This is a genomic window from Rhodopseudomonas sp. BR0G17, from assembly GCF_010907025.1.
Classification (GTDB): Bacteria; Pseudomonadota; Alphaproteobacteria; order Rhizobiales; family Xanthobacteraceae; genus Rhodopseudomonas; species Rhodopseudomonas palustris_H.
Genome location: NZ_QUML01000033.1, coordinates 36543 through 55222, shown reverse-complemented (window position 1 = coordinate 55222; position 18680 = coordinate 36543). Strand labels below are relative to the sequence as shown.

Annotated in this window: 17 protein-coding genes and 1 pseudogene; 11 read left to right on the top strand and 7 right to left on the bottom strand. The window is 66.0% G+C overall.

Features of this window, described 5'->3' with window-relative positions; all coding sequences use genetic code 11:
• The 3 genes and pseudogenes from DY467_RS20905 to DY467_RS20895 form a co-directional block, all read left to right on the top strand.
• Window positions 1–280: pseudogene (locus DY467_RS20905) on the top strand (isocitrate lyase); the annotation flags it as partial.
• A 24-nt stretch (window positions 281–304) separates the two neighbouring features.
• The gene (locus tag DY467_RS20900) at window positions 305–520 is read left to right on the top strand and encodes a DUF4170 domain-containing protein (protein WP_013504258.1); all 216 of its coding nucleotides are present in this window, start codon (window positions 305–307) and stop codon (window positions 518–520) included.
• Between the two features lie 262 nt (window positions 521–782).
• Window positions 783–1334 (top strand): hypothetical protein, encoded by a 552-nt coding sequence (locus DY467_RS20895; RefSeq protein ID WP_164638703.1) that lies wholly within the window; start codon window positions 783–785, stop codon window positions 1332–1334.
• 159 nt (window positions 1335–1493) lie between these two features.
• On the opposite strand, the gene DY467_RS20890 is transcribed toward DY467_RS20895, so the two are convergent.
• Window positions 1494–2375 carry a metallophosphoesterase family protein gene (locus DY467_RS20890; RefSeq protein WP_164638701.1) on the bottom strand — a complete coding sequence of 294 codons (882 nt, stop codon included), beginning with the start codon at window positions 2373–2375 and terminating at the stop codon, window positions 1494–1496.
• Window positions 2376–2509: 134 nt separating this feature from the next.
• Between DY467_RS20890 and DY467_RS20885 the strand changes: the two genes are divergently transcribed.
• The 3 genes from DY467_RS20885 to DY467_RS20875 all read left to right on the top strand — a co-directional run bounded on the left by DY467_RS20885 (window position 2510) and on the right by DY467_RS20875 (window position 5468).
• Window positions 2510–2998, top strand: a complete 489-nt coding sequence (locus tag DY467_RS20885) for an NUDIX domain-containing protein (RefSeq protein WP_164638699.1) — start codon at window positions 2510–2512, stop codon at window positions 2996–2998.
• A gap of 207 nt (window positions 2999–3205) precedes the next feature.
• A complete protein-coding gene (locus DY467_RS20880; protein ID WP_164638697.1) occupies window positions 3206–4909 on the top strand; it encodes a mechanosensitive ion channel family protein in 1704 nt (567 codons plus the stop codon).
• Between the two features lie 46 nt (window positions 4910–4955).
• Window positions 4956–5468 carry a GNAT family N-acetyltransferase gene (locus tag DY467_RS20875; RefSeq protein WP_104512931.1) on the top strand — a complete coding sequence of 171 codons (513 nt, stop codon included), beginning with the start codon at window positions 4956–4958 and terminating at the stop codon, window positions 5466–5468.
• A gap of 22 nt (window positions 5469–5490) precedes the next feature.
• Here DY467_RS20875 and DY467_RS20870 read toward each other — a convergent pair whose 3' ends face one another.
• The 6 genes from DY467_RS20870 to DY467_RS20845 form a co-directional block, all read right to left on the bottom strand.
• Window positions 5491–7764 (bottom strand): TonB-dependent receptor, encoded by a 2274-nt coding sequence (locus tag DY467_RS20870; RefSeq protein ID WP_164638695.1) that lies wholly within the window; start codon window positions 7762–7764, stop codon window positions 5491–5493.
• A 150-nt stretch (window positions 7765–7914) separates the two neighbouring features.
• Window positions 7915–8271, bottom strand: coding sequence for a DUF2946 family protein (locus DY467_RS20865; protein ID WP_164638693.1), 357 nt, complete (start codon window positions 8269–8271; stop codon window positions 7915–7917).
• A 198-nt stretch (window positions 8272–8469) separates the two neighbouring features.
• Window positions 8470–10824 (bottom strand): TonB-dependent receptor, encoded by a 2355-nt coding sequence (locus tag DY467_RS20860; RefSeq protein WP_164638691.1) that lies wholly within the window; start codon window positions 10822–10824, stop codon window positions 8470–8472.
• A gap of 119 nt (window positions 10825–10943) precedes the next feature.
• Window positions 10944–11345, bottom strand: a complete 402-nt coding sequence (locus DY467_RS20855; RefSeq protein ID WP_349627670.1) for a hypothetical protein — start codon at window positions 11343–11345, stop codon at window positions 10944–10946.
• Window positions 11346–11444: 99 nt separating this feature from the next.
• Entirely contained in the window at window positions 11445–11981 is a 537-nt protein-coding gene (locus tag DY467_RS20850; protein WP_164638690.1) for a DUF3617 domain-containing protein, read from the bottom strand.
• A gap of 14 nt (window positions 11982–11995) precedes the next feature.
• Entirely contained in the window at window positions 11996–12286 is a 291-nt protein-coding gene (locus DY467_RS20845; RefSeq protein ID WP_107345957.1) for a hypothetical protein, read from the bottom strand.
• Window positions 12287–12453: 167 nt separating this feature from the next.
• On the opposite strand from DY467_RS20845, the gene DY467_RS20840 reads away from it, so the two are divergent.
• The 5 genes from DY467_RS20840 (at window position 12454) to ileS (ending at window position 18678) form a co-directional block, all read left to right on the top strand.
• Complete coding sequence (locus DY467_RS20840; protein ID WP_107345956.1) at window positions 12454–12915, top strand: hypothetical protein; 462 nt, start codon at window positions 12454–12456, stop codon at window positions 12913–12915.
• Window positions 12916–13019: 104 nt separating this feature from the next.
• The gene (locus DY467_RS20835) at window positions 13020–13715 is read left to right on the top strand and encodes a ribonuclease T2 family protein (protein WP_164638688.1); all 696 of its coding nucleotides are present in this window, start codon (window positions 13020–13022) and stop codon (window positions 13713–13715) included.
• A gap of 121 nt (window positions 13716–13836) precedes the next feature.
• A complete protein-coding gene (locus DY467_RS20830) occupies window positions 13837–14805 on the top strand; it encodes a bifunctional riboflavin kinase/FAD synthetase (RefSeq protein WP_164638686.1) in 969 nt (322 codons plus the stop codon).
• On the top strand, window positions 14802–15374 hold the full coding sequence (locus tag DY467_RS20825; protein ID WP_164638684.1) for a sugar O-acetyltransferase: 573 nt from the start codon (window positions 14802–14804) through the stop codon (window positions 15372–15374). Before DY467_RS20830 ends, DY467_RS20825 begins: the two co-directional genes overlap by 4 nt.
• A 181-nt stretch (window positions 15375–15555) precedes the next feature.
• Window positions 15556–18678, top strand: coding sequence for an isoleucine--tRNA ligase (gene ileS / locus DY467_RS20820; protein WP_164638682.1), 3123 nt, complete (start codon window positions 15556–15558; stop codon window positions 18676–18678).
• The last annotated feature ends 2 nt before the right edge of the window (window positions 18679–18680 follow it).

Sequence of the window (18680 nt, the reverse complement as noted above, 5' to 3'; positions counted from 1 at the left end):
GGCCAGGCGGGCCGGCATCTTCCACCACCTGATCACGCTGCCGACCTACCACACGGCTGCGCTGTCGACCGACAATCTGGCTCGCGAATATTTCGGCGACCAGGGCATGCTGGGTTATGTTAAGAATGTTCAGCGCCAGGAAATCCGTCAGGGCATCGCCTGTGTGAAGCACCAGAACATGGCCGGCTCGGACATCGGCGATGATCACAAGGAATACTTCGCCGGCGACGCGGCTCTGAAGGCCGGCGGCGAACACAACACGATGAACCAGTTCAGCTAAACGGAAAGAAGCAGGAGAAGGACCATGACAGCGGGCAGCAACTTCTGGGTGATCGGTGGCGAGTTCGGTTCGATGAACTTCCACAAGCTCGTCGAAGGGTCGGCCCAGGTGAAGGGTCCCTTCAAGACGCGCAAGGAGGCCGAAGAGGCCTGGAAGGTCCTTTCCGAAGAGAACCGCCATCGCGCAGGCGTTCGGTTCTCGATCGTGGAAGAGCCGAACCGGGCCGTCACCCCGGCCTGATGTGCTCCTGAGCCGCGGCGGCGCACGCGCCGCTCGGCGAGCTGACGAGATAGAAGACGTCCAAGGACTTTGGCGGTCCTGTCGGGGCAACCCGGCAGGGCCGCCATCGTCGTTTCGGGGGCCCGCAAACCGGATGCGGGAACGCTCCTCAGACTGCCGTGGATGAGCCAACTGGTTGATCGGTAAACGGCTTTCGCGGCCGGAGGGTTACTGATAGGTTAATCGGCGGCGGGCTCAGGCAGGCACGAGGCTGAAGTCGAGAATGGCGGACGCTCAGAACTCCGTAGGCACGGCGGCGAGGCCGATGCGGCTGAAGGATGCGTTGCGGCAGGCTCGGATCGAGGCCGCTGACCGCACCGGCGTGGTCGTCGACCTGCGCGATGCCGAAATCGCCCGCCTCGAAATCCTCAACGACTCGCTCGACCCGCTGTTCGCCGAGATCCCTGGCGGGGTTGAGCTGTTCGATCGCGGCATCAGCCAGGGCGACACCCCGCGGCTGTGGATCGACGTCGTCGCCCATGTGGTGATGGGGCGGGACAAGCGGATGTACCGCTTCGTCCAGGACACCGCCTATGGCCGGATTGTGCTGGCCGAATCCCACGAGGCGGCCAAGATCGCCGACGCGGTGACGAGCTACGTGGCCCGCCGGTTGGTCGAGCGCGAGCGGGCGCTGTCGTTGCCGCCGGTCCAAGCTGCTCCGCCGCTCCCGGCACCGCCGCGTCGCAATGGTCTATGGACCTTCGTGCTCGGCTTCATCGCCGGCGCGCTTGCGCTGTTCGCGCTCGCACTGTTCGCGGCGCTGCGGATTTCCTGACGCCGCGCGGCGTCATTGGCACCGCATCCCCCGGTCAATACCAACTCCCACCTCCCTCCGTCATTGCGAGGAGCGAAGCGACGAAGCAATCCAGCCTCGTGCACGGGGCTGGATTGCTTCGCTTCGCTCGCAATGACGGGGAGAGCAGGAGTGACCTGGCTACAGCCACTCCGGTGGCCGCAAATCCTCGATCAGCTCGCTGGCCTGAAAGCCGCGGATGCGGTGCTCGCAGCGCCAGACGTCATTGCCTTCGCTGATCTTGAACAGGTTGTAGGCCGCTGATGGGCGGTGGTGATCGTTCATCGCCGAGGCCGACGGCACGCCGACCACCGGAATCGAGCCGAACGGCGTGTCGATCCGGACCGTGGCGTGGACATGGTCATGCCCATGCAGCACCAGATCGACCGGATGCCGCTGCAGCAGCGCGATCAGCTCGGCGGCGTCGGTCAGCCGCTTGTGCCGCGACCGCGACTGCAGCGGATGATGGATCAGCAGCACCTTGAACACCCGCTCGCCGGCGAGACCCTGCAGCAGCGCTTCCAGCGCCGCACGCTGTGGCGCACCGAGCCAGCCGGTGGCGCGCAGCGGCGCGGTCGGCACCGCGCTCGACACCCCGATGATCGCGATGGCCTCGCGCCGGCGCAGATACGGAAAGCCTGGGCTAGCGCCGTCGCCGCTGATGTAGTCGGGAAAGGTTTCGGCGAAGCGGTGCGCGGTGGAGCGGACGTAGGCGTCGTGATTCCCCGGCACCAGGCTGACCCGGTCGGCCGGGCCGACGCTCTCCAGCCATTGCCGCGCCGGGGCGAATTCGTTGACCAGCGCGATATTGACGAGGTCGCCGGTGACCGCGATGTGGTCCGGCTGCTGCGCCTGTAGGTCGGCGACCAGCGTATCGAGGATGTCGCGGCGGTGGATCAGATGGCGGTTGCGCCGCCAGTTCAGGTAGCCGAGCGCACGCTTGGAGGCGAGGTGGCGCAGGCTGGTCTTCGGCGGCAGCGGCAGATGAGGGTCGGACAGATGCGCCAGAGTGAATACGGTCATCGCCCGATCCTGTCGCGACGCCGCGTGCTTGCGAGCCGGTCGCGAACTGCCGCCTGTGAAAACCTGTGCGGTTTTGGCAAGTTGGCCGGACCGGCGCAAGCCTCCGCTGCGCCTTGGCGCGAGGGCCACCGGCGGTGACCGCTGTTCAGAATCTGCGTTTGAAATTCGAGCCGGTCCTGACCCGGATGTTTCATCTGTACTGGCGGTTCGCCCGCGGCATGACGCTGGGTGCGCGCGGCGTGGTGCTCGACCCGCAGGACCGGGTGTTCCTGATCCAGCACTCTTATGTCGGCGGCTGGCATCTGCCGGGCGGCGGGGTCGAGGTCGGCGAGAGCTTCGTCGATGCGCTCACCCGCGAGCTGATGGAGGAGGGCCGCATCGCGTTGACCGGGGCGCCGGCGCTGCACGGCATCTTCTTCAACAGCCACGTGTCGCCGCGCGACCATGTTGCGGTCTATGTGGTGCGTCAATACCAACAGGATCGGCCGCCGGAGCCGAACCACGAGATCATTGCCTGCGGCTTCTTCGCCGCCGACGCGCTGCCCGCCGAAACGACGCCGGGGACCCGGCTGCGGATCGCCGAAGTGCTCGAGGGCCGGCCGCCGATCGCGACTTGGCGGTAAAATCGCCAAAGCGCTGGGCGTCGGCCCGAACTTGACCATCCGGGTTCCCTCGTGTTGCTGGTCACGCGCGACCACAGAGATGGCCCATTTCCTGACTATCGGTGCGGCTGAAGCATTTTGCGCTGGGATCGCAGGGCGCCGGAGACGGTGGAGCCCAAGTGGACGATTCGTCCCGATTCTGCGCCTGTCCGTTCAAGAGGAGCGATTTTGACGTCATCTGCACGCGCGTTGTTTCGAGCCCTGATCCTCGTCGCGACCATGACTCTTGTGGTCGCGAGTTCTGCCTTCGCCCAGATCCCCGGCACCAACGGCAATGGTGCGGCGCCCACGCAACCCGCGGCGCCGACCGACCCGCTTGGCCGCGAGACGCCGGCCGGCATGGTGGCAGGCTTCATCGCCGCCGCCGCCGAGCAGAACTACGAACGCGCCGCGATGTATCTCGACCTCAGCCAGGAGAAAGACGCCTGGGGCCCGAGCGTCGCGCAGCAGCTTCAGCGCATCCTCGACCGCGGCGGCGTGGTGTATTCGCGGCTGCGGCTGAGCACCGAACCGCAGGGCGACCAGGACGACAGCCTGCCGCCCGAGCAAGAGAAGTTCGGCATGGTGCGCACCGACCACGGCACGGTCGACCTGATCGCGCAGCGCGTCGAGGGCAAGGACGGCGTCAAGATCTGGCTGGTCTCCGCCCGCACGGTGGCCGAACTGCCCGAGCTGTCGCGCACGGTGGTGTCGAGCTCGGTCGACAAGCTGCTGCCCTATGCGCTGCGCGACGAATACCGCTTCGCCGGTGTGCCGATCGGCCACTGGATCGCGGTGGTCGTGCTGGCGTTCGTGTGCTTCGGCGCGGTCTGGTTGATCACCGGCGCAATCGGATTCATCATCCTCAAGTTGCGTCGTTCGACCGGCGACTCGCGGATCAGGCGTGTGCTGGAAGCCTCAGCGCTGCCGGTGCGGCTGTTGCTGACCGCCTGGGCGCTGCGGATCGCAATGTCACTCGCCGGCGTCGCCATCGTGGCGCGCCAGCATTTGTCCGGCGCCATCGAACTGCTCGGCTGGGTCGCGCTGTCCTGGATCATTTGGCGTGTCGTGGATTCGCTGGCGGCGTTCGCGATCGATCGCATGACGTTGCGGGGCCGACTGTCGATGCTGTCGGCGGTCACTTTCATCCGCCGCAGCGTCAAGTTCGTCATCATCGCGTTTGCGATCATCGTCGGCTTCAACGCCCTCGGCTACAACGTCACCGCCGGCCTCGCCGCCCTCGGTATCGGCGGTATCGCGATCGCTCTCGGCGCGCAGAAGACCATCGAGCATCTGGTCGGCAGCCTGACGCTGGTCACCGACCAGCCGATGCGGGTCGGCGATTTCTGCAAGTTCGGCGACACCTCCGGCACCATCGAGGACATCGGGATGCGCTCGACCCGCATCCGCACCCTCGATCGCACCGTGGTGACGGTGCCGAACGGCGCGCTTGCGGCGCTGCAGATCGAGAATTTCAGCCGCCGCGACAAGTTTTGGTTCCACCCGATTCTGGAGCTTCGTTACGAGACCTCCTCCGATCAGATCCGGACGCTGCTGGCTTCGCTGCGGGAGATGCTGCTCGACCATCCGGACGTCGACAACGACCCGGCCCGGGTGCGGCTGATCGGGCTGGCGCCGGCCGCCCTCAAGGTCGAGATCTTCGCCTATGTGCATGCGGTGGATGGCGACACCTTCCTGGAAGTGCAGGAAGATCTGATGCTGAAAATCCTGGAGCTGGTCGAGGCGGCCGGGACGGGCTTTGCCGCCGGCTCGCAGACCGTCTATGTGGCGCGCGCCAAGGGCGCCGCCCAACGCTCGGCCGGAGATGAAGATGCGCCCGCCGGTGGCTCGGACGGTGCCAAGGTGAGGGGCGGCATCCCCGAGCGGGTCTAGCCTGGCAATGGACCTGATGCGGAGGCGGTGCTATCTCGCCTCCGCCATGTCCGATCTGAAACTCACCATTCTGCCCGAATCCCCGAACGACGCGCAGGCCATCGAGCGGCTGCACGAGCGCACCTTCGGGCCCGGCCGCTTCGTGCTCAGCGCCTATCGGTTGCGCGAGCATGTCGATCATCTCCCGGAGCTGTCGTTCACCGCCTGGATCGGCACGCTGCTGGTCGGCTCGGTGCGGCAGTTGCCGATCCTGGTCGGCGACACGCCGGCGCTGCTGCTCGGCCCGCTAACGGTGGAGCCGCCGTTCCGGTCGCGCGGCGTCGGCCGGCTGCTGCTCGACCGCGCGATCTCCGATGCGCGCGCGCAGGGCCACAAGCTGATCGTGCTGGTCGGCGACGAGCCGTATTACAGCCGGGTCGGCTTCAAGCGGATTCCGAAAGGCCGCGTCACCATGCCCGGCCCCGTCGATGCGGCCCGCCTGCTGGTGCTTGAACTCGCCGAGGGTGCATTCGAAGGCGTCGGCGGTGCGATCCGCCCGGATTGGAGCAAGGCGCGCTGACGCGCCTTGCTGTGGGACGGCTTCAGAACTTCTGCGCCAGGCCGACATAGAAGCCGCGCCGCGGACCGTATTGCGGCGCGAACACGCCGATCCCCGAGCCGTCGCGGATTTCGTACACGCTGTCGAACAGGTTGACGACGTCGAACCGCACCGTGGTCGGCTTGGTCGCACTCACCAGATAGAAGTCGTGCGACACGCCGAGATTGACCTGGGTGTAGGACGGCAGCGATCCGATATTGGCAAAGCCCGAGCGCAGCCCGCTGCCATAGATCATCGACGCGCTGAAATTGGTGTCGTGCCAGCGATAGGACGCGCCGGCCGACGCCGTCACCAACTGCGCGTGGTCGGTGTAGATGTAGTTGCTGGCGATGTAGGCGAGCTCGTCCGGATCGAACAGATACTGGTTGGAGACGACCTTGGTGGCGATCTGCCGTGCCAGCGCCAGGTTGCCGTAGATCCGGAAGTTGCCGCTGGTGTACGCGCCCTTGAACTCGATGCCGACATTCTCGGCGCGGTCGTAGTTGAACGCCGACAGAACATAGGCGGCGCCGAACTGGCCATCGTCGAGCAGATCGCGCGCGGTCTTGTAGTAGGTGTCGATACCGACTTCGAGGCCGGGCAGCAGCTTCTGCGTGACGCCGACATCGAACACGTTCGAGCGCTCAGGCAGCACCGGGCTGCTCGCGTTGACGGCGGGCTGCTGCGTGGTGTTCTGCACCAGCGCCAGATTGGTCGGCGCCGCCAGCACCTGCGCGGGCGGCGTGAAGTTGCGTGAATAACCGGCGTGGAACGTGGTGTCCTCGAACGGCTTCCAGGTCAGGCTGATGCGCGGGCTGAGCTGGTTGGCGCTCGTGTATTCGTTCATCTGGTCGAACCGCAGGCCGGAGTTCAGCGTCACCGTGTTGGTGACCCGCCATTCGTCCTGCAGATAGGTGCTGAACAGCCAGCCGAGCTTGCTGCTGGAGTCGACGACGCCGAACGGCGCGTCCAGCGGATTGCCGCTGTCGTCGAGCGGCAGAACCACCGAGGAGTTGGTCACCCGGCTTTGCTCGGCGGTGACCTGGAAGCCGCCGCGCAGCGTGTGCGCATCGCTGAGCCGGTACGAGCCGTCGGCCTGAATGCCGCTGGCGACGCTCTTGCGATAGACGTCCGAGGCGACGCCGTTGAACACCAGATCGCCGATCGTGTCGGGCGTGAAGTGCAGCGTGCTATAGCGCGAGAACGCCGACAGCTGCAGGTCGAAGCCGTTGATCGACTTCTGCAGTGCCAGCACGCCGAAGCCGTTGCGCTCGCGCTGGGTCTCGGTGAGCAGCGCCGAGTCGAAGTTCGATACGCCGAACGCGGTGAAGCCCGGCGTCTGGCCCGGGTTGTTGGGGATCTGGTAGTTGTTTGCCGAGCCGCCGCCGATGAAGGTCAGTCGCGTCGAGTCGTCGATCACGGTCGACAGATAGGCGAAGCCTCTGCCTTGCTGGGAATCGTCGTGGATCGCGTTCGGCGACGAGGTCGGGTTCTCCAGCCCAAGGCCTGTTCCGAAGTAACGGCCGGAGACGAAGTACTGGGTGTTGCCGGCCGTGCCGCCATATTCGACGCTCGGCGTGATGGTCTGGCGGCTGCCGCCATAGACGCTGACGGTGCCGCTGTTGTTGAAGGCGTCGGTGCGCGTGGTGATGTCGACGACCCCGGCTGTGCGCAGACCGTATTGCGCCGGCAACGCGCCGGTGAGCAGCGTCAGTCGCCCGACCAGCGAGGTGTCGAGCATCTGGCCGAAGCCGCTGACACCGTCGGGCAACGCGATGCCGTTGATGCGGTACTGCACATTGGCGTGCTCGTTGCGGACGTGCAGATCGCCGCTCGCGGCGGAGTCCTGCGATACGCCCGGCGCCTGCAGCAGCACCTTGTCGAGCGTCGCATTGGCGCCCTGCGGCAGCGCCAGGATTGCCTCGTGATTGACGTCGAAGGCGCTGGCGCCATTCGGCGCGAAGATCGCCTGCCGCGCCGCATCGAAGCCCGCATGTTTGGCCGCGACGGCTTGTGCCGCGGTTTGCGGCGGCGTTTGGGCATCGTGCTGCGGGGAAGTGGTCGCCGCGCCGCGGCGCGCCCGGGCTGCGGTTTGAGTCTTCGGACGCCGAGCCGGCTGGGGCGCACGCTGCGGCTGGATCACGTCGATTTCCGGAAGCGGTGTCGCGCCGCGGCTGGTCGGCGCCGCGCTCTGCGCCAGACCGTGTGAACTCAGAGCGGCTAACAGCAGCGTGGCTGAGCTCGACGCCGCAAGGCCGCGTTTGATGTGACAAAGCATGTGGGTCTCCTCGAAGCCATGCGTGCGTGCGCGGGCGATGCTGATCGTCGCCGCTGGTGCGGGCGATGGCTTGCCGTCGATGGCCGACGGGCTTGGCTGACATCGAGAGCGCGCGGCATGGCGCGATCTCTTGGCTCACAGGGATCGATGTCAGCAGGCGGGAGGAGCGCGGGGATTGAAGGCGGTGCGGATGCCGCCGGACCGGATCAGGACGAGATCCGGCACGCGATGCACGAGCGTGGTGGCCTGCCGCAGCGGCAACGAGGGCGGCGATGCGTCGAGCATCGCATCCGCCATCGCCATCACGGCGCAGACCGTACAACTGTCGGCGTCGTCGTCGGACTGAGGATCGCCGTCGGGCGCAGCCGGATCGGCGGCCGTGAGTGCGAGCACGACCGACTGAGTGATGATCTGGTGGAGGTGACCGAACGCCACGACGAAGTGCAGCGCCAGCGCGATCAGCGCCAGCCGCGTTCCCAGTCGGATATGCGTCCGCACCCAGTTCATCGTTTCATCCGAGTCCAGCGGCGTGTTTTCGCGCGTGCCGGCAATTGATCTCGTGCGTCATTCCGGGGCGTCGCGTAGCGACGAACCCGGAATCTCGATGGGGAGACGGGAGCGTTTCCACAACTTCTGGATTCCGGGTTCGCGAGCTGCGCTCGCGCCCCGGAATGACGTCGTGAGGCGCCCCGCGCCCATGGCTGCTCAGAACTTCAAATTCGCGAAGGCCCGCACGCCGATGCCGGGCATCAGCACGTTGTCCTTGCTGTAGGACGTCGCGATCCGGATGTCTTCGTTGAGCAGATTGTTGCCGACGATGCCGACCAGCATCTCGCGCGCGCCCCAGGCGTTGGGGTCGAGCTTGGTCCGGTAGCTGACTTCGGCCTTCAGCAGATTGTAGCCGGGCGTCGTGGTTTCGGCGATCGGCGCTACGTCGTTCTGCGCGAAGGCGTGCAGCAGGTTGACCTTCATCAGCCAGTTGGCATCGCGCCAGAACAGGCCGCCGCCGACCCGCATCGGCGGAATTCGCGGCACGTTGGTGCCGTCCGCGAAGGTCGCCCGCACGATGTCGAACTGGTTCTCGATGCCGAAGGTGCCGCCATAGAGCTGGGCGACGTCGAGCTGGCTCTGGAATTCGCCGCCCTTGAAGGTGGCGTCACGCTGCGAGTAGATCGCCTGGTTCAATTCGAGCGTGCCGGTGCCGGGATCGACGCAGGAGGCGTCGTCGCAAGTGTTGCCGGTCAGCCGCCGATAGATGAAGCCGCTGAACTGGGTGTAGTAGGCGGTGATCTCGAACCGGAACGGTCCGGTGGCGCGGCGCAGCCCGACCTCGACCGACTTGGCGGTTTCGATCTTCAGGTTGGGATTGCCGATGTCGAAGGTGGCGGTGGCGTCGTGGCCGCCGCGCGAGAACAGTTCGGCCGGCTTCGGCGCGCGCTCGACATATTGCCCGGTGATGCTCGCCGACAGATCCCACGGCAGGGCCTGGATCAGGCCGACGCTGAAGCTCTTCGGCGTGAACGACAGGTTGCGCTGGGTCGCCGGGCCGATCGCGCTCGGATCGGTGTTGAGGTCGAAGATCTCCGGCACGAACGCCGGCGTGGTGCCAGACAGTTCGACATGCTCGATGCGGCCGGCGACCTGCGCCTTGGTGGTGCTGGTGAACTGCAGCTCGTTGAAGACGTAGCCGGCCGCCTTGGTGTTCTTGTTCGGATCGAACAGACCGTTCAGCGGGCTGCCTGGATCGTCCGGGCTCGGCGCCGTCAGTTCCTGATGGCTGGCCTGGACGCCGACCGCGGTGGTGATCGCCGCGAAGCCGGCGTTGAACGGCGCGAGCTGCACCTCGAGCCGGCCTTCCTGCTCGCGATTGGTGAAGGTCTGGCGCACGCCGTCGGTGGTCGGATCGCCGGCCGTCGCCTGGCCGACTTCGTTGTGCTTGTAGTCGGTGGCGCCGACCCAGAACCGGATCGCGTCGATCGCGGCCGCATCCGGACGATACTCGCCCTTGGCATTGAACTTGGTCTGCTTGGCATCGATCCGGGTGCCGACCTGTGAGCCCTCGACGCCGGGGATGTGATACAGCGAATTGTTCTGGGTGACCGACGCGCCGATGAAGCCGCCGTCGAACAGATACGAGCCGCCGACCGAGGCGCCCGCGGCAGTCGCGGCGGAATTCGGCTGGCGACCGTTGAACGGCATGCCGGGCGCCGCATACGGATAGCTCGGCACATTGTAGTCGCCGGCATTGCGGCCATAGACGTCGGCATGGACCGCGACGTTGTTGCCGCCGGCATCGAGCAGCACCGCGCCTTCGACGCCGCGATCGACCGAGCTGACGGCGCTGCGGACTTCGCCGTTCATGCAGCCGGCGCCGCCGAACAGCGTCGGCGGCTTGGCTAGGCCATAGCTCTGGAACGGCTGCGCGCAGGGCGGCAGCGCGTCGGGAATCCGGTTGTTGGTGGCGCTGACCACGCCGCCGATCGCGGTCGAGCCGTAGCGCAGCGTGGCCGGGCCGCGGATCACTTCGACCTGATTGGTGGAGAGCGGATCGACCGGCACGAAGTGGTCTTCGCCGAGGTCGGACGCGCCGTTGCTGCCGGTGCCGTTCTCGATGATGCTGACACGGTTGACGTCGAGGCCGCGGATGATCGGGCGGCTGGCGCCGCCGGGCGCGTATTGCGAGGCGCTGATGCCGGGTTTGTTGCCGAGCAGATCGCCCAGCGTGCCGCCGCCGCTGCGGCGGATTTCTTCGTTCGGCACCACCGTGACGGTGGCGAACTGGTCGGTGACGATCGGCAGGATGCCGGGCTGCGGCGCCGGGGTGGCCTGGGCGACTGGCGGCGTTTCGGCCGGCGCGGGGCCGCGCTGCCTCGCTGGAGCCGCGACGCGCGTCGCCGGACGCGGCTTCGCTTCGGTGTGGTGGCGGCGCTGAATCGGGCTCGGCGCCGTGACGGTGACTTCGGGGAGGGCGGTTTGGGCGCGCGCGGCCGGCGCGCCGGCGCTGCACGCGGCGAGCGTTGCGGTGCCGAGCAACAGCCCGGTCTTGAGGCGAGATGACATGGTTCTGTCCTGACTGCCGGCTCGCAGCGGAGCCGGGATCTGCGACGACGCAGATCGATCACGTTGGTCCGCACGCCGCCGGAGACCGGCTCGGCGCGGCATTCACAAGGGATCGGCGGTCAGGACAAAGGGGGGCCGCGCGGCTGAAAGCCGGCGGGCGGTGACGACAATTCGGCGTCGTCGAGGACGGCGAGGCGGTAGTGGAAGGAATGCGCCTGCTGCGGCGGCAGCGCCGGCGGTGTCGCGGCCAGCGCCAGGCTCGCCATCGAGACGACTGCGCAGATCGCGCAGAGGTCGACGCCGGGGTGATGATGGTCAGTATCGGGTTCGGCTGGGCCATTGGCCGAGTCGGCCTGGGCAATCTGCAGCGCAGGCGGTTCGAATCCGTGGAAGTGGCCGAACGCGGCGGCGAACTGCAGGGCGAGCGCGATCAACGCCAGCCGCGCGCCCCACCGGATGTTCGTCCGCACCCAATCCATGCCGCCCCAGCCTCTCACGGTGCCGGCGTCGTCCCCCGCCACGCAACGTTACAATGTAACATTGCGGCAAGCGCCTCCGCTGTCAACGGAGGTACCGATGAAGGTCGGCGGGTGTGACTTTTGCGCCAGCTTCCGGGGCCGTCACTTCGACTTCGGCAACAGCGCCTTCAGCTTGTCCATGTCGGCGATGTTCATCTTGATCCCGCCGGGCATCACGATGTCGCCGGGCTTCTGGCCGTCCTTGCAGGGGCCGAGCCATTTCGCATCCAGCGTCGTGGCGGACTCCTTGGGAACGCCGGGCAGCGGGTTCTCGTTGTGCGATGTCACCTTGACCGTGTAGGCCGAATTGAAGTCACCGGTGATCTCGGCGTGCGAGGTCGTGGTCATTCCAGCGACCTTGCACACCGAATCGTTGGTGTAGCCGGTCGCGGTCTTCTGGATCGTCGGCGCTGAGCAGGCTTCGGTGGCCAGCGGCTGCACCGCCGCATTCATCTTCTTGTCGATGGTCTCGTCGGTGCAGTGCTGGATCGCGACGTTCTGCCCGGAGCCGGAGCCCTGCATCTTCAGCTCCCACAGTCCCGGCTTGCGGGTCGGCAGGTCGATCGCCTGTGCCGCCGTCACTGGCGCGGCGAGCAGCAGGGAAAGCAGCCAGATGCGAGACGGATGGCGACGGCTCATCGCTGCGGCTCCGATCAGTATTTGGTGCGCAGCGGCCGCTCGTCGGCGCCATACGGCACCCAGCGGCACGCGAACGAGATGTAGCCGCCGTAATTGGCCTGCACGCCGAGCAGCTTCACCACCTTGCCGTAGCGGGCGCAGTGATCGACCGCCATGGCGCGGACGTCGGCGTGGCCGATCAGGCTGGTGGAGATGATTCCGCCGGTATCATTGCCCTTGAACGGCGGCACATAATCGGCGCGCGCCGCCGTGCTTGCCAGCACCGCACCCAGAACGGCCAAGCCGGCAGCCCCCATCAATCGCATCGTGATCTCCCTCTGTCGCTGCGTTCGAGTCTAGAACGCCGCCATGAGAATGGAAAGAACACGCCCCGCGTTCCGCGTGGGGTTCTGCCGAGGTGTGGCCGGCCCGCACTTGACCTTGGCATGGCTTCGCGGCACCGTCCGCCGCATCGAATTCCGGTGGATGAGCCATGCGATTCATTTCGACGTTGAAAACGCCCGTCGCCGCGGTCGCGGCCTTGCTTGGCCTGTTCGCGCTGGCGCCCACCGCTCAGGCGGCCAATCCGCTGGAGATGAACTTCTGGCTGTCGGGTCCGCGTTATGACGGCAATCTGCCGCCATGCGAAGCGGCGCTGCCGTCGATCACCCACCAGTTCGCCGAGAAGGAAGGCACCTTCTGGAATTCGGATCTGCGCATCACTGCGTATGCGAAGGTCCGCGACGTCGCGTTCCGTCCCTGGCAGAGCGACAACATTCCGCGCCGCTTCTGTGCCGCCGACGCGCTGCTGAACGACGGCAAGACCCGTCCGGTGTATTTCTCGGTCATCGAGGACGGCGGTCTCGCCGGCTTCACCGATGGCGTCGAGTTCTGCGTTGTCGGCGTCGACCGCAATTGGGCGTTCAATCCGGCCTGCAAGGCCGCCAAGCCCTGAGCGGCGCGCCGCGCTGAACCGCGGCGCTATCGACCATTTGCGTTCTTGAAACGTTCCTGAGTCCTGGTAGGCTTTTCGCACTTCCAGCAGCAGGGCCCTGTCACATGCTTGGATTTGTACGTCGACGACGGTCGTTGATCGCCGCCTGCGCGGTGGTGGGGGCTCTGTTCACCTCGGCCGCAGCCGAGGCGCAGGATCGCCGTCAGAATGCGCCCGGTGCGTTCGATTTCTACGTGCTGGCGCTGTCGTGGTCGCCGTCTTATTGCGAGCAGGCGTCCGAACGCGGCCTCAGCGGCCGCTCGCAGCAGTTGCAGTGCGGCGGCCGGCCGTTCGCCTTCGTGGTCCACGGGCTGTGGCCGCAATACGAGCGCGGCTTTCCGGAATATTGCGAGCGTCCCGCGCCTCGGCTCGACCGCCGCATCGTCGACTCGATGCTCGACCTGATGCCGGCGCCGGGGCTGATCTATAACGAGTGGGACAAGCACGGCACCTGCGCAGGGCTGTCGCAGCGCAGCTATTTCGAGCAGATCCGCAAGGCCCGCGCCGCGGTCCGGATTCCGCCGGACTTCATCGACGCCAAGGAGCCGCGCACCGTCACCGCCGACGAGGTCGAGGCCGCCTTCATCAAGGTCAATCCGGGCCTGTCGAATTCGGCGATTGCGGTGATGTGCGACCGCAAGCGGCTCAGCGAGGTGCGGATCTGCATGAGCAAGGATCTGCAATTCCGGGCCTGCGAGGAAATCGACCGCCGCGCCTGCCGCCGTGACCAGCTCGAAGTCCCGCCGCTGCGCGGCGGTTGAGCCCCCCACGCCTCGCTGCAGACCTTCCCGAAGGTGTCCCAGGCCGCACGATGGCTTGACACCGCGCGCGGCTCCGCGTCACGGTCCGGGTCCCTCCTGAACGCGATGAACTGAATCCCAAATGACAGGCTTTGCCGTAATCCGCGACGATACGCCGACGGCCGTGATCCCCAAGGGCGCGGTGGTGGCGATGGGCAATTTCGACGGCGTCCACCGCGGCCACCGGGCCGTGATTGGCGCCTGCCTCGACATGGCGCGGATCAAGAAGGCGCCGGCCCTGGCGGTGACGTTCGAGCCGCACCCGCGCAAGTTCTTCAGCCCCGACGTGCCGCAATTCCGGCTCACCGACGAGACCGCCAAGCTGCGGCTGCTCGCCGGCACCGGACTCGACGGTGCGGTGATCCTCAGCTTCGACGCGCGTCGGGCGTCAACCACGGCGCACGACTTCATCCAGCACGAGCTGATCGGCCGGCTCGGCGTGCAGGGCATCGCGATCGGCTACGATTTCCACTTCGGCAAGGGCCGTGGTGGTTCGCCGTCGATGCTGGTCGCCGAAGCGCCGTCGCTCGGGATCGAAGTCGACGTCCAGCCGCATGTCGATTTCGGCGACCATCCGGTGTCGTCGAGCGCGATCCGCAAATGCCTGGAGGAGGGCCACATCGCTGCCGCCACCGAGATGCTGGGCGGTCCGTGGTTCGTCACCGGCGAGGTGATCCATGGCGACAAGCGCGGCCGCGACCTTGGCTATCCGACCGCCAATATCAGGCTCGATCCGGAGTGCCGCCTGAAGCACGGCATTTATGCGGTGCGGGTCGGCCGCGGCGGTAAGCACTACGACGCGGTGGCGAATTTCGGCCGCCGCCCGACCTTCGACAATGGCGCGCCGCTGCTCGAAGTGTTCGTGTTCGATTTCAATGAACCGCTGTACGGCGAGACGCTCGACGTCGCCTTCATCGCCTTCATCCGCGACGAGGAGAAGTTCGAGAGCATCGAGGCGCTGATCCGGCAGATGGACGACGACTCCGCCCGCGCCCGCGCGGCGCTCGCCGCCGACCACGGCGCGTTCCCCAAGCTCGGCAGGTTGCGATGAACCGGACCGAGAAGGAGAAGATGCTGGCGGGCGAGCTGTATCGCCCCGGCAGCCCGGAGCTCGCCGCCGACGAGGCCGCCAACAAGGCCTGGATCGTCCGCTACAACGCCTCGGGCGCGCTGCCGGCGGCGGAGCGGCACGTGCTGCTGTCCGAGCATTTCGGCCATGTCGGCAAGAGCGCGGTGGTGCGGCCGCCGTTCTTCTGCGACTGCGGCTACAACATCTTCCTCGGCGATAACGTTTTTCTGAATTTCAACTGCGTGATCCTGGACATCATGCCGGTCCGGATCGGCGATCGCACCCAGATCGGTCCGGCGGTGCAGATCTACGCCGCCGACCATCCGCGCGACGCCGCCACCCGCCGTGAGGGCCTGGAGTTCGGCCGCCCGGTGACGATCGGCAACGACGTCTGGATCGGCGGTGGTGCCATCATCCTGCCCGGCATCAGCATCGGCGACGGTGCCGTGATCGGAGCCGGCAGCGTCGTGACCCGCGACGTCGCCCCCCATTCGATCGTCGGCGGCAACCCGGCCAAGCCGCTGGGGAAGGGCGGCCAGACGCAAGGATGACCGCCGCAGGGCTTTGCGATCCTGCGACCGCCTGCTAATGAATGCCCGCATGTCTGCACGGCGCGCCATCATCAGCATTATCGGCCCGGCTTCCGCCTGAGCTTTGAGTTCGGCGCAAGACCGGGACCCGTCTCACTTCATCGCGATCGATCGTGTCAGCGCCTCTTGACCCAGAGCTTCCATGTCCGACAAGCCTGAAAAATCCGACGTCAACGATTATTCCAAAACGCTCTTCCTGCCGCAGACGGAGTTTCCGATGCGCGCCGGACTGCCGCAGCGCGAGCCGGAGCTGCTGAAGCGCTGGGAGGAGATGGACCTCTACGGCAAGCTGCGCGAAAGCGCCCGGGGCCGCGCCAAATTCGTGCTGCACGACGGCCCGCCCTACGCCAACGGCAACATCCATATCGGGCATGCGCTGAACAAGATCCTCAAGGACGTCGTGACCAAGAGCCAGCAGATGCTCGGGTTCGACTCCAACTACGTGCCCGGCTGGGACTGTCACGGCCTGCCGATCGAGTGGAAGATCGAGGAAGAGAACTACCGCTCCAAGGGTAAGCCGAAGCCGAACTTCAAGGACTCCGCGGCGATCATCGCGTTCCGCAAGGAGTGCCGCGCCTACGCCACCAAATGGCTGAACGTGCAGCGCGAGGAGTTCAAGCGGCTCGGCGTGATCGGCGACTGGGATCATCCCTACGCCACGATGAACTACTTCGCCGAGGCGCAGATCGCCCGCGAGCTGATGAAGTTCGCCGCCAACGGCACGCTGTATCGCGGCTCCAAGCCGGTGATGTGGAGCGTGGTCGAAAAGACCGCGTTGGCCGAGGCCGAGGTCGATTACGAGGACTACACCTCGGATACGGTGTGGGTGAAGTTTCCGGTGATCGAAGCCCGCTTGGGTGAGCCTCATGAGCAGATGACGCCCGAGCACCTCGAGGAGAAGCGAAATCTCCGCGACGCGCTGCTACAAAGCTCAGTTGTAATTTGGACGACCACCCCATGGACCATCCCGGGAAATCGGGCGATCAGCTTCTCGCTGGACATCGAGTACGGCCTCTACGAAGTGACCGAAGCTCCGACTGATAATTGGACGAAAGTCGGTGAGAGGTTGGTTCTCGCTGACAAGCTTGCAGAATCAGTTTTGAATCAAGCCAGGGTGGTTGGCAAAAGGCTGTCTAATGTAGAGTTCGACGATCCCGCACAGAGTATCTCTCTAACTTGCTCGCATCCCTTCGCGCGAACAATCCCCGGATACGACTTCAAGGTTCCGCTCCTGTGGGGCGATCATGTTACTGACGATACCGGAACGGGGTTCGTTCACACTGCGCCTGGGCACGGGCGCGACGACTTTGAAATATGGACCCGCTTTGCGCGCAAGCTGCAAGAATGGGGGATCAAGTCGACTATCCCTTACACTGTCGATGAAAACAGTGCCTTTACCGAACAGGCGCCGGGCTTCACGGGCAAACGTGTTCTAAATGATAAAGGCGAAAAAGCCGACGCTAACGACGCCGTGATCGAGCAACTTGGCGACGCTGGAATGCTGCTCGCTCGCTCAAAGCTCAAGCATCAGTATCCACACTCCTGGCGTTCCAAAAAGCCGGTGATCTATCGCAATACGCCTCAGTGGTTCATTGCGATGGACAAGCCGATAACGGACGCACTTCTGCCAGAGCTTCCTCCGATAAAGTTCGACGACGTCGAATTCATCGACGATGAACCGGTCGATGACACCATCCGCAATCGCGCCCTGCACGCCATCTCCGTCACGCAATGGGTGCCGCCGGCCGGGCAGAACCGCATCACCGGCATGATCTCTGGCCGGCCAGACTGGGTGATCTCGCGGCAACGTGCTTGGGGCGTGCCGATTGCGGTGTTCGTGCGTGAGACCGGGGACGGCTCGGCCGAGATCCTGGTCGACGACGAAGTCAACGCGCGCATCGCCGAAGCCTTCATGCAGGAAGGCGCCGACGCCTGGTACGCCGAAGGCGCGGCTGAGCGCTTCCTGGGCGATCGCGCCGCGGAAGGCTGGCGAAAGGTCGACGACATTCTCGACGTCTGGTTCGACTCCGGTTCGACCCATGCGTTCGTGCTGGAAGATGCGCAGAACTTCCCCGGCCTCGCCGGCATCCGCCGCAAGGTCGACGGCGGCGCCGATACGGTGATGTATCTGGAAGGCAGCGATCAGCATCGCGGCTGGTTCCATTCGTCGCTGCTCGAGAGCTGCGGCACCCGCGGCCGCGCGCCCTACGACGTCGTGCTGACCCATGGCTTCACGCTCGATGAGCAGGGTCGCAAGATGTCGAAGTCGCTCGGCAACACCACCGATCCGGCCAAGGTGATCGCGTCCTCCGGCGCCGATATCCTGAGGCTGTGGGTGTGCGCCACCGACTACGCTGACGATCAGCGCATCGGCCCCGAGATACTCAAGAACGTGGTCGAGACCTATCGCAAGCTGCGCAACTCGATCCGCTGGATGCTCGGCACGCTGCATCACTTCAAGCGCGACGAGGCGGTGGCGTTCGCCGACATGCCGGAGCTGGAGCGGCTGATGCTGCATCAGCTCGCCGAGCAGAGCGCGACGGTGCGCGCTGCCTATGCGGAGTTCGACTACAAGACCGTGGTGGCCTCGCTGGCGGCGTTCATGAACACCGAGCTGTCGGCGTTCTATTTCGACATTCGCAAGGACACGCTGTACTGCGACCCGCCGTCGTCGCTGGCGCGCAAGGCGGCGCTGACCACGATCGACATCATCTGCGACGCGATCCTGAAGTGGCTGGCGCCGATGCTGTCGTTCACCGCTGACGAAGCGTGGGGCATGTACCGGCCTGACGCCGAGCCGAGCGTGCACCTGACGCTGTTCCCGCTCGACCTCGGCGAATATCGCGACGAGGCGCTGGAGAAAAAGTGGCGGGTGATCCGTACGATCCGCAAGGTCGTCACCGGCGCGCTGGAAGTCGAGCGAGCCGCGAAGCGGATCGGCTCGTCGCTCGAAGCCTCGCCGATGATCTATCTGCCGGAAGCCTTCATGGGCGATCTGTTCGACGTCGACTGGGCGGAGATCTGCATCACCTCGAACGCGATGGTCGAGATCCTGCGTGGCAACGACACCCCGCCGGCCGATGCGTTCCGGCTGCCGGAGCTCGCCGACGTCGGCGTAGTGATCGAGCGGGCGCAGGGCACCAAATGCGCCCGGTCGTGGAAGATCCTGTCGAGCGTCGGCTCGGACGCCGAGTATCCCGACGTCTCCCCCCGCGACGCTCAGGCGCTGCGGGAGTGGAAGGCGCTGGGCGGCGCGGCGTCTTGAGA

Bases quoted from the DNA above. Each gene is read 5' to 3' on its own strand.
- DY467_RS20900 (WP_013504258.1), top strand. From the start codon at position 305: ATGACAGCGGGCAGCAACTTCTGGGTGATCGGTGGCGAGTTCGGTTCG.
- DY467_RS20895 (WP_164638703.1), top strand. From the start codon at position 783: ATGGCGGACGCTCAGAACTCCGTAGGCACGGCGGCGAGGCCGATGCGG.
- DY467_RS20890 (WP_164638701.1), bottom strand. From the start codon at position 2,375: ATGACCGTATTCACTCTGGCGCATCTGTCCGACCCTCATCTGCCGCTG.
- DY467_RS20875 (WP_104512931.1), top strand. From the start codon at position 4,956: ATGTCCGATCTGAAACTCACCATTCTGCCCGAATCCCCGAACGACGCG.
- DY467_RS20870 (WP_164638695.1), bottom strand. From the start codon at position 7,764: ATGCTTTGTCACATCAAACGCGGCCTTGCGGCGTCGAGCTCAGCCACG.
- DY467_RS20865 (WP_164638693.1), bottom strand. From the start codon at position 8,271: ATGAACTGGGTGCGGACGCATATCCGACTGGGAACGCGGCTGGCGCTG.
- DY467_RS20860 (WP_164638691.1), bottom strand. From the start codon at position 10,824: ATGTCATCTCGCCTCAAGACCGGGCTGTTGCTCGGCACCGCAACGCTC.
- DY467_RS20850 (WP_164638690.1), bottom strand. From the start codon at position 11,981: ATGAGCCGTCGCCATCCGTCTCGCATCTGGCTGCTTTCCCTGCTGCTC.
- DY467_RS20845 (WP_107345957.1), bottom strand. From the start codon at position 12,286: ATGCGATTGATGGGGGCTGCCGGCTTGGCCGTTCTGGGTGCGGTGCTG.
- DY467_RS20840 (WP_107345956.1), top strand. From the start codon at position 12,454: ATGCGATTCATTTCGACGTTGAAAACGCCCGTCGCCGCGGTCGCGGCC.
- DY467_RS20835 (WP_164638688.1), top strand. From the start codon at position 13,020: ATGCTTGGATTTGTACGTCGACGACGGTCGTTGATCGCCGCCTGCGCG.
- DY467_RS20830 (WP_164638686.1), top strand. From the start codon at position 13,837: ATGACAGGCTTTGCCGTAATCCGCGACGATACGCCGACGGCCGTGATC.
- DY467_RS20825 (WP_164638684.1), top strand. From the start codon at position 14,802: ATGAACCGGACCGAGAAGGAGAAGATGCTGGCGGGCGAGCTGTATCGC.
- ileS (WP_164638682.1), top strand. From the start codon at position 15,556: ATGTCCGACAAGCCTGAAAAATCCGACGTCAACGATTATTCCAAAACG.